Genomic DNA, 8747 nt, shown 5'->3' with positions numbered 1-8747 from the left:
GTGCAGAGCTTGGTCAGGATCGCGATCAGCTCACGCGGGGCGGCGTCTTCGATGTCGGCGATCCGTTCGAGCACGTCGAGCGGGATCGTCACGCCGGGACGCAGGCGGGTGAACTCGGCGGCACGATGCTGCAGGATCTCGAGGCGGGTATCGCGGTCCGGCTTGTTGAGCTGGCAGACGAGGCCGCCGGAGATGCGGCTCTTGACGTCGGCGCCGAGTCCTTCCAGGGCGGCCGGAGCGCGGTCGGCGGCGATCACCACCTTGCGGCGCAGATCGGCCAGCGCATTGACCGTGTAGAGGAACTCCGAAGCGGTCGCCGCCGAGCGGCAGATGTGCTGCAGATCGTCGATGATCAGCACTTCGGCCGAGCGCAGCTCTTCTTTGAAGTTGAGGGTGTCCTTGCGGTAGAGGGCGCCGAGGAAGTGGCGCATGAAGTCTTCGGCCCTGAGGAACAGCACCTTCTTGCCGCGCTTGCGGAATTCCAGCGCCGCGGCGTTGAGCAGGTGGGTCTTGCCGTAGCCGAAGCCGCCATGGATGTAGAGGATGGTGAGGTCGCTCGAGGTGCCTTCCGCAAAGGCACGCGCGGCGCCGTGGCCGAACTCATTGGCCTGGCCGGGAATGAAAGAATCGAACGTCTGCTGCGGATGCAGCATGCGGCTCCACAGGCCCTGACCGGCCCCGTTGGCGCCTTCCGGGCCGACATGCGGCATGTAGGAGACGTTGGAGGGCGGGATCTGCGGCTGCGGCGTGATGTGCACGGGTTCCTTGGAAACCTGGATCGCGACCTGCGACGGCGCGGTGGCCACCACGATGGAGATCGACGCCGGCTCGGCATTCTCGGCGCGGAACGCGCGCTCGATCCGGGCGATGTAGTGATTGGCGACCCAGTTGCGCACGAACGGCTTGGCGGCGCCGATCCTGAGGTCGTCGTTCTCCCACTTCTCGAGGGTCAACGGCGCGATCCACGCGTCAAAAATCGGATCGCCGAGTTCCTTGCGAAGACGCTCGCGCACGCATGCCCAACGTGACGGCCAATCCTTCGAGGTCGGCTTGCTTGTAGACTGTCCCATATCCCACACCCACTTATGCCCGATGCGCCTGATTTTTTCTTGCACGCACCGTCTTGTTCTTGTTCGAAGTCCGGACCCTTCCCTGGTCCGGTCTAGTGGCCTCCTGGGCGCCGTCCCACCGGCGCCGTCCAACTTCGCATGGCATCCTCCCTCGGTTTTATGTCTGCACCCACGGAAGGCCTGCCGCCTTCCAGCCATTGTTTGTGCCGCGGTGGTATTCGGGATCGAGATCGCCCTCGAACCCACCGGCGATATTGAAGCTGTTCGTGTAGCCTTGCGCCGTCAGCGCGATGGCGGCGGCACGCGACCGCGCCCCCGAACGGCACAGGAGGTAAACGGCGATGTCTTGCTCGCTCCCTAACGCAGCGCGCACTTCCGCGATGAAGTTCGGATTCGGCGCCATCGCCGGAAAACGAACCCATTCGATGCAGTGCACCCGGCGGCCGAGGCTGCTGAGATCGGGCAGGCCGACGAACGACCATTCCGCCGTGGTCCGCACGTCGACGAGCTGGGCCCGCGGGTCGCTCTGGAGCGCCGCCCAGGCTTCCGTGACACTTGCGTCACCTGCGTAGCCGTGTGGAAGAGAAGTGGTCATTCTTAACAGTCCGAAGAAACGTCATCGCGCGGACGGGCATTCCCGCCGCTTTAAGTACTCGATTTAAATTTTTACTTAGTTTTACTGCGAAGCCGCTCGAACTGTACTTCGGAGCGCACACAACACCCTTTTCTGTATTTTAGTTTTGCTAGGCATTGTTGTTATCTCGTGCCTCCACCGTGGATAACCTTAAGCAAAATCCTGGGGGCGACTCAAGGGGACAAACGCTGAACGCCAAAGATTCTATGACGAATCGATGATGGCAGGCCCATTCCTAACCGTATGTTCTTTATACTGAAAATAGGAATGGCGTGGTTAATTTTGGCGAATCAGGGGCTTACCGAAGCGGAACTGTCATGCTGCAGTGCACTGCGGCGTTTTGGAGTGTTCGTCAGCCCACTGACAAATAAAAACAGGTCCAAGACAATCTTGGACCTGTTTTCGCGAAACTTGCAAGAGTCAAGCGCAGGCTATCACTTGGACAGCTTGGCGACCCGCTTGGACAGTCGGGAAACTTTCCGGGAACCGGTGTTTTTATGAACAACGCCCTTGCTGACGCCGCGCATGATTTCCGGCTCGGCGGCCTTGAGAGCGTCCTGAGCGGCTTTGGCGTCGCCCGTGGCGATGGCTTCTTCGACCTTGCGCACGAAGCCGCGAATGCGGGTCTTGCGCGAATGGTTGATGGCCTCGCGCTTGGCGGCGGTCCGGGTGCGCTTCTTGGCTGAGGCGATATTCGGCATCGATCGGTTTCCTAGACTTAAGAGGCGGGGCGTATAGCCCGTGGCGGCTCCGGGGTCAATTCATTACCGCCGCCAGGGGCCGCGCTATTTGTCCTTGAAGGCGGGTTTGCGCTTTTCGGCGAAGGCGGCCATGCCTTCTTTCTGGTCTTCGGTCGCAAAAGCGGCATGGAAGAGGCGGCGCTCGTAGAGCAGCCCCTCGGCCAGGGTGGTCTCGTAGGAGCGATTGACCGCTTCTTTGGCCATCATCAGGGCCGGGACCGACTGTCCGGCGATCTTTTGGGCCGTTTTCAGGGTTTCGGCCATCAGATCGGCCGCCGCCACGACTCGGCTGACCAGCCCCGACCGTTCCGCCTCGGCGGCGTCCATCATCCGCCCCGACAGGCACATCTCCATCGCCTTCGACTTACCCACGAAACGGGTAAGGCGCTGGCTGCCGCCCATGCCGGGCAGGACGCCGAGGGTGATCTCGGGCTGGCCGAACTTGGCGGTGTCGGCGGCGATAATGAAGTCGCACAGCATGGCCAGCTCGCAGCCGCCGCCGAGGGCATAGCCGGAGACTGCCGCGATCACCGGCTTGCGGGTGGCGGCGATGCGGTCGCAGGCGCTGGCGAAATAGTTGGCCTTGAACATGTCCATATAGGATTGCGGCGCCATCTCCTTGATGTCGGCACCGGCCGCAAAGGCCCGTTCGGAGCCGGTCACGACCACGCAGCGCACGGCCGGATCGGCGTCGAACGCTTCCAGTTGCGCGCACAGTTCGGCGAGCAGGGCGCGGTTCAGCGCATTGAGGGCCTTGGGCCGGTTGAGGGTAATGATGCCGACCGCACCGTCGTGCGTGACAAGAATGTTTTCCATACGGAGCCTTCGTTGGTTACGCGAACAGTTGCGCGAAAAGCGCGCTAGTCGTCGCGGACTTTGCCGCGGCCGCGTTTCAATTCCGCATGTTTTTTCTTGTGCTGCAACCTTTCTTCCTTGGCACCACGCGACGGCTTCGTTTTGTAGCGTTTTTTAGGCTCGATTGTGGCCGCCTCGATCAGCTCCGCCAGTCTGGCGCGAACGTCTTCGCGATTCCGGTTCTGGTCGCGATACTTGCGCCCCACCAGCACCAGCACGCCGTCCTTGGTCAGGCGGCTCTTGAGGGCTGTCATCAAACGGAAACGCACCGGCTCGGGCAGCGACAGGCTGAAGGCGACGTTGAAGCGGAGCTGCACCGCGCTCGACACCTTGTTGACGTTCTGGCCGCCGGGGCCGGAGGCGAGCACGAAACTCTCCTCCAGCTCGCGTTCGTCGATGGCAATGTCAGGCGTAATGCGAATCTCGGGCATGGTGAAATAATAGCTGTCATCCCCGCGAAGCGCTCGCTTGACATGCAACCATATGGTTGCCTATCGTCGCACCCATGAGCATGGATGCGGTTTTCCGGGCCTTGGCCGACCCCGCGCGGCGGCACTTGCTGGACCGTCTCTTTGCCCGGAACGGGCAGACGCTGGCGGCGCTTTGCGACGGCATGGACATGTCGCGCCAGGCGGTGACCAAGCATCTGTCGCAGCTTGAGGCGGCCGGGGTCGTCGTCGTGCAATGGCATGGGCGCGAGAAGCGGCACTACCTCAATCCCGTTCCCATCAACGAGATCGCCGAGCGGTGGATCGGCAAATACGAGCGCCATCGGGTGCAGGCGCTCGCGGACCTGAAGAATAAACTCGAAGGGAACAACGATGGCTGATCAATTCGTTTATGTGACATACATCCGCACGTCGCCCGAAAAACTGTGGCAGGCGCTGACCGAGCAGGAATTCGTGCGCCAGTACTGGTTCGGCGTCACCCAGGAGACGACCTGGGAGAAGGGCGCCGCGTGGTCGCTGAAATTCGCCGACGGGCGCGTGGCCGACACCGGCGAGGTCGTCGATTTCGATCCGCCGCGCCGGCTCGAACTGAAGTGGCGCCACGAATTCCGCCCCGAGCTGAAAGAAGAGGGCTATTCGCGTTGCGTGATGGAGCTCGAGCCGAAAGGCGAAATGGTTAAGCTCACGGTCACGCACACGATCGAGAAAGACGGCTCGCAGTTCATTCAGGCGGTGTCGGGCGGTTGGCCGGCGGTGCTGTCGAGCCTGAAATCGCTGCTCGAAACCGGCAAGGCGCTGCCGAGCACGAAATAGGCTGGCGGAAAAATTTTTCCTGCAAATGGAAGGCAGTCGCGCAAGAAGTCCAGCGCTGTCATAGCTAAGGCGTTAAGAGTACTTGCGAAATTATTTTCAAGAAAAACGCAAAACTCCCCTTGAACAATGCGGGACGTTTCCCCATTTCTACTACATCACCGTAGCTATAAACAGGCCGCCCCTCGCCCGAGAGCGGCCTGTTTCGTTTTTGCCCTCTCCCACATGGGGATCAAAATGGCGGTTTCGGCAACTCCGGCTTTGCGTTCAGTGCCCGTTCGATCGTTTCCAGGACGCCAGCGAAGTTCATGATCAGTTCGTTGTTCCAGAACCGGAACACCCGAAAGCCATCGGCTTCCAGTCGCGCCGTGCGAGTATGATCATAGGCAAGATGGTTTCATCGCCGTGTTGACCGCCGTCAAGTTCGACGACGATCTTGGCCGCGAAGCATACGAAGTCGACAATGTAAGGTCCGATCGGCTGCTGGCGGCGAAACTTGAATCCGCCGAATTGCCGGTCCCTGAGCGCAAACCACAGCTTGCGCTCGACATCAGTTTGTTCGCGACGCAGTGTTTGGGCGAATGTGTGTTTCACGTCATGATCTTAGCACATAAATTCCCTCTCCCCTTGTGGGAGAGGAAGAAAAATCACGGGGTTAGCGCGGCGCCGACGCGCTTTTGTCGCGAGCCAGAAAGGCGCCGTGCTAACCCCGATGATTTTTCAGGTGAGGGGTGAGGTGGCACATCCCCCTCACCAGCAAAATCTAGGGCTTAGCGGCGAGCGGTGCAGGCTTTGCCAATCCTGCGCGCCGCTAAACGCAAGATTTTGCGTCCTCTCCCACGGGGGGGGAGGAGATCACTTCTGGCACTTCGGACAAAAGAACGTCGATCGTCCCGCTTGCACGATGCGTTTGACGGTGCCTGCACAGCCGGGGCAGGGTTCGCCTTCGCGGTCGTAGACTTGGAAGTGATGCTGGAAGCTTCCGAGGCTGCCGTCGGGTGTGCGATGATCGCGCAGGGTCGAGCCGCCCACCGCGATCGACTCTCGCAGCACCGTCTTGATCGCCGCGACGAGCGGCGGAATTTCTGCGGCCCGCACGTTGCCCGCCAGCCGCTTGGGCGAGAGGCGCGACCGGAACAGCGCTTCACAGGCGTAGATGTTGCCGATCCCGGCGATCACCCGCTGATCGAGCAGCGCCGACTTGATCGGCGTCTTCTTGCCCTGCAGCGCCGCCGCCAGATAGTCGGCATGGAAATGGTTCGACAGCGGCTCGACGCCGAGGTCGGCGAACAGCTTGTCGTGTTCCAGCTCGTCGGTCGCGATAAGGGTCATCAGGCCGAAGCGCCTGGGATCGGTGAAGACGATGCGGGCCGGCGCGTCGGTCTCGAACACGAAATGGTCGTGCTTGCCGGAACCCGCGCCTTCGGGTGCGGCATCGTAGACATAGTGGCCGAGCGTCTTTGCGCCGCCGTCGGCATAGACCGCCATACGCCCGCTCATGCCGAGATGGATTACCAGCGTTTCGCCGCTGTCCATTTCGGCGAGCAGGTATTTGGCGCGGCGCCGCAAGCTTTTCACGCGCTTGCCCGTCAGCCGCGCGGCAAAATTCTTGGGGAACGGCACCCGCAAGCCGCCGCGGCGGGTTTCTACCTTGGTGAACCGGCGCCCCTCCAGAACGGGCGCAAGCCCCATGCGGACGGTTTCGACTTCTGGCAGTTCGGGCATTAGACTGCAGCCATGTCATCAGAATCTGCCCCTCAGCATACCGCCTCTTTCGGTTTTCGCGACGTGCCCGCCGGCGACAAGGAAAAGCTCGTCCGCGGCGTGTTCTCGTCGGTTGCCCGCAACTATGACTTGATGAACGACCTCATGAGCGGAGGCGTCCACCGGCTGTGGAAGGACGCCATGGTCGACTGGCTCAATCCGCAGCCGACGTTCAAATGCCTCGACGTGGCCGGCGGCACCGGCGACATCGCTTTTCGCATTGCCAAGCGGCTGCGCGCCCGCGGCGCCACGCCCGATATCACCGTCTGCGACATCAATCCCGACATGCTGGCGGAAGGCGTCAAGCGGGCCGAGGCACTGGGCGAACCTGCGATCGGCTGGGTGGCCGGCGATGCCCAGGCGCTGCCGCTGCCCGACGCCAGTTTCGACACCTATACGATCGCCTTCGGCATCCGCAACGTGACCAAGATCGAGAAAGCGCTGGAAGAGGCGCGCCGCGTACTGAAGCCGGGCGGCCGCTTCCTGTGCCTTGAGTTCAGCCAGGTGGTGGTGCCGGGGCTCGACGTGCTCTACGACAAGTTCTCGTTCCACATCCTGCCTAAGCTTGGCGAGGCGGTGGCGGGCGACCGCGAGGCCTATCAGTATCTGATTGAAAGCATCCGCCGCTTCCCGCCGCAGGCCAAGTTCGCGCGCATGATCGAGGACGCCGGCCTGTCGCAGGTCAAGGTGCGCAATCTCTCCGGCGGCATCGCCGCGATGCATTCGGCCTGGAAGATCTGATGGCGGGGCGGCTCACCCATTTGTGGCGCGTCTGGCGGCTGGCCCGCACGCTGGCGCGGCACGATGCGCTGTTCCCGTCCGAGTACATGGCGTTGATGCCCCGGCATGTGCGCGTGCTCCGGCGCATTCTCGGCAGCGGCCGCGCCAAGGATGGCACGTCCCCCGGCAAACGGCTGGCGCGGGCACTGGAGGCGCTGGGACCCGCCTACGTGAAGCTGGGGCAGGTGCTGGCGACCCGTCCCGACCTCGTCGGCAGCGGCGTGGCGCTTGAATTGGAGGGCCTGCAAGACCGCTTGCCGGCGTTCCCCTCGGCCGCGGCGCGGGCGGTGATCGCGTCCGAATTCGGCCGGCCGGTGGAGGCGATGTTCACCACCCTCGGCGAGCCGGTGGCGGCGGCGTCGATCGCCCAGGTCCACACCGGCGAGACCACCGATGGCCGCCGTGTGGCGGTGAAAGTGCTGCGCCCCGGCATCGAAGAGGAATTCACCCGCGACCTCGAAACCCTGAGCTATGGCTCGCGGCTGGCGGAGCGGTTTGCATCCGAGGCGCGGCGGCTCAGGCTGACGGCGCTGATCCAGACGCTGGCGGAGTCCGCTGCGCTCGAACTCGATCTGCGCATGGAAGCGGCGGCGGCCTCGGAACTCGCCGAACGCATGGCCGGGGCCGACCGCTTCCGGATTCCCGAAGTCGATTGGCACCGCACCTCGCAGCGCGTCCTCACCACCGAATGGATCGACGGTGTGCCGGTGCGCGATGTGGAGGCGCTGAAGGCGGCGGGGCATGACCCCAAGCAGGTGGCGCTGATCCTGATGCGCACCTTCCTCACCCAGGCGCTGCGCGAGGGCTTTTTCCACGCCGATCTTCATCCCGGCAATCTGTTCGTCGACACGGCGGGCCGCTTGGTGGCGGTCGATTTCGGCATCATGGGCCGGCTCGATACCGGCATGCGCCACTTCATGGCCGAGACTATCGCTGGGTTCCTGGCGCGCGATTACGTTCGCGTCGCGCAGGTCCATTTCGAGGCCGGATTCGTACCGGCGCATTTCCCGCTGCAGACCTTTGCCCAGGCGCTGAGGGCCGTGGGCGAGCCGATCTTCGGCCGTCCGGCGCGCGACATGAGCATGGCCAAGGTACTGCAGCAGTTGTTCGACACCACCCGCCGCTTCGAAATGCAGGCGCAGCCACAGTTGCTGCTGTTGCAGAAGACGATGGTGGTGGTGGAAGGCGTCGCCCGCCACCTCGATCCCGATTTCGATATCTGGGAGGCGGCGCGGCCGGTGGTAGAGGGCTGGATGCGCGACCAGCTGTCGCCCACCGCGCGGCTGAAGGAAGCCGGCGAGGGCTTGCGCGCGCTCGGCCGCGTCATCCACGAATTGCCCGAATTCGTCCGCAACACCCAGGTCATCTCGCTGATGCTGGCCGGCGGCGGCTTGCGCCTGCATCCCGACAGCGCCAAAGAAATTGCCGCCGCGCAACTGCAGCAGACGCGCTTCGCCCGCGCCTCGCTCTGGCTGGTCGCCGCCGCCGCTGCCATCGGCGCCGTGGTGTGGAAGTTTTTCTAGAGCATCGGACAGTCATCAGGAATCGCAAGGGGGATTCCCATTGAGGGGCAAATCATGATTCACCTTGGTCGGAGGTGGACCATGGGCAAGCCGTATTCCTTGGATTTGCGCGAACGGATTAT

Annotated in this window: 10 protein-coding genes and 1 pseudogene; 4 read left to right on the top strand and 7 right to left on the bottom strand. The window is 63.0% G+C overall.

Translation table 11 applies throughout. From position 1 onward, the window contains the following. The 5 genes from AC1P6P_RS18140 to arfB all read right to left on the bottom strand — a co-directional run. Positions 1-1013 (bottom strand): DnaA ATPase domain-containing protein (locus AC1P6P_RS18140; protein ID WP_481403851.1); only part of this gene is annotated, 1013 nt, incomplete at its 3' end. Between the two features lie 214 nt (positions 1014-1227). Beyond that, complete coding sequence (locus AC1P6P_RS18135; protein WP_481403850.1) at positions 1228-1665, bottom strand: rhodanese-like domain-containing protein; 438 nt, start codon at positions 1663-1665, stop codon at positions 1228-1230. A gap of 473 nt (positions 1666-2138) precedes the next feature. Then, on the bottom strand, positions 2139-2405 hold the full coding sequence (gene rpsT / locus AC1P6P_RS18130; protein WP_481403849.1) for a 30S ribosomal protein S20: 267 nt from the start codon (positions 2403-2405) through the stop codon (positions 2139-2141). An 84-nt stretch (positions 2406-2489) separates the two neighbouring features. Continuing rightward, positions 2490-3260: an enoyl-CoA hydratase gene (locus AC1P6P_RS18125; RefSeq protein ID WP_481403848.1), complete on the bottom strand. Its 771-nt coding sequence runs from the start codon at positions 3258-3260 to the stop codon at positions 2490-2492. A 44-nt stretch (positions 3261-3304) separates the two neighbouring features. Then, positions 3305-3730: an alternative ribosome rescue aminoacyl-tRNA hydrolase ArfB gene (gene arfB, locus AC1P6P_RS18120; protein WP_481403847.1), complete on the bottom strand. Its 426-nt coding sequence runs from the start codon at positions 3728-3730 to the stop codon at positions 3305-3307. A 74-nt stretch (positions 3731-3804) separates the two neighbouring features. On the opposite strand from arfB, the gene AC1P6P_RS18115 reads away from it, so the two are divergent. Continuing rightward, positions 3805-4128 (top strand): ArsR/SmtB family transcription factor, encoded by a 324-nt coding sequence (locus AC1P6P_RS18115; RefSeq protein ID WP_481403846.1) that lies wholly within the window; start codon positions 3805-3807, stop codon positions 4126-4128. Beyond that, on the top strand, positions 4121-4561 hold the full coding sequence (locus AC1P6P_RS18110; RefSeq protein ID WP_481403845.1) for an SRPBCC family protein: 441 nt from the start codon (positions 4121-4123) through the stop codon (positions 4559-4561). The genes AC1P6P_RS18115 and AC1P6P_RS18110 overlap by 8 nt, the downstream gene beginning before the upstream one ends. Before the next feature lie 229 nt (positions 4562-4790). On the opposite strand, the pseudogene AC1P6P_RS18105 reads toward AC1P6P_RS18110, so the two are convergent. Together AC1P6P_RS18105 and mutM are read right to left on the bottom strand one after the other, a co-directional pair. Further along, positions 4791-5152: pseudogene (locus AC1P6P_RS18105) on the bottom strand (endonuclease domain-containing protein). Positions 5153-5413: 261 nt separating this feature from the next. Further along, a complete protein-coding gene (mutM, locus tag AC1P6P_RS18100; protein ID WP_481403844.1) occupies positions 5414-6283 on the bottom strand; it encodes a bifunctional DNA-formamidopyrimidine glycosylase/DNA-(apurinic or apyrimidinic site) lyase in 870 nt (289 codons plus the stop codon). A 12-nt stretch (positions 6284-6295) separates the two neighbouring features. Here mutM and ubiE point away from each other — a divergent pair, with 12 nt between their 5' ends. Next, complete coding sequence (gene ubiE, locus AC1P6P_RS18095; RefSeq protein WP_481403843.1) at positions 6296-7063, top strand: bifunctional demethylmenaquinone methyltransferase/2-methoxy-6-polyprenyl-1,4-benzoquinol methylase UbiE; 768 nt, start codon at positions 6296-6298, stop codon at positions 7061-7063. Continuing rightward, entirely contained in the window at positions 7063-8625 is a 1563-nt protein-coding gene (ubiB, locus tag AC1P6P_RS18090) for a 2-polyprenylphenol 6-hydroxylase (RefSeq protein WP_481403842.1), read from the top strand. The genes ubiE and ubiB overlap by 1 nt, the downstream gene beginning before the upstream one ends. Positions 8626-8747 lie beyond the last annotated feature (122 nt).

It is taken from the genome of Rhizomicrobium sp., assembly GCF_056722145.1.
The sequence above is the reverse complement of the archived record's forward strand: the minus strand, read 5'-3'. Positions and strand labels throughout refer to the sequence as shown.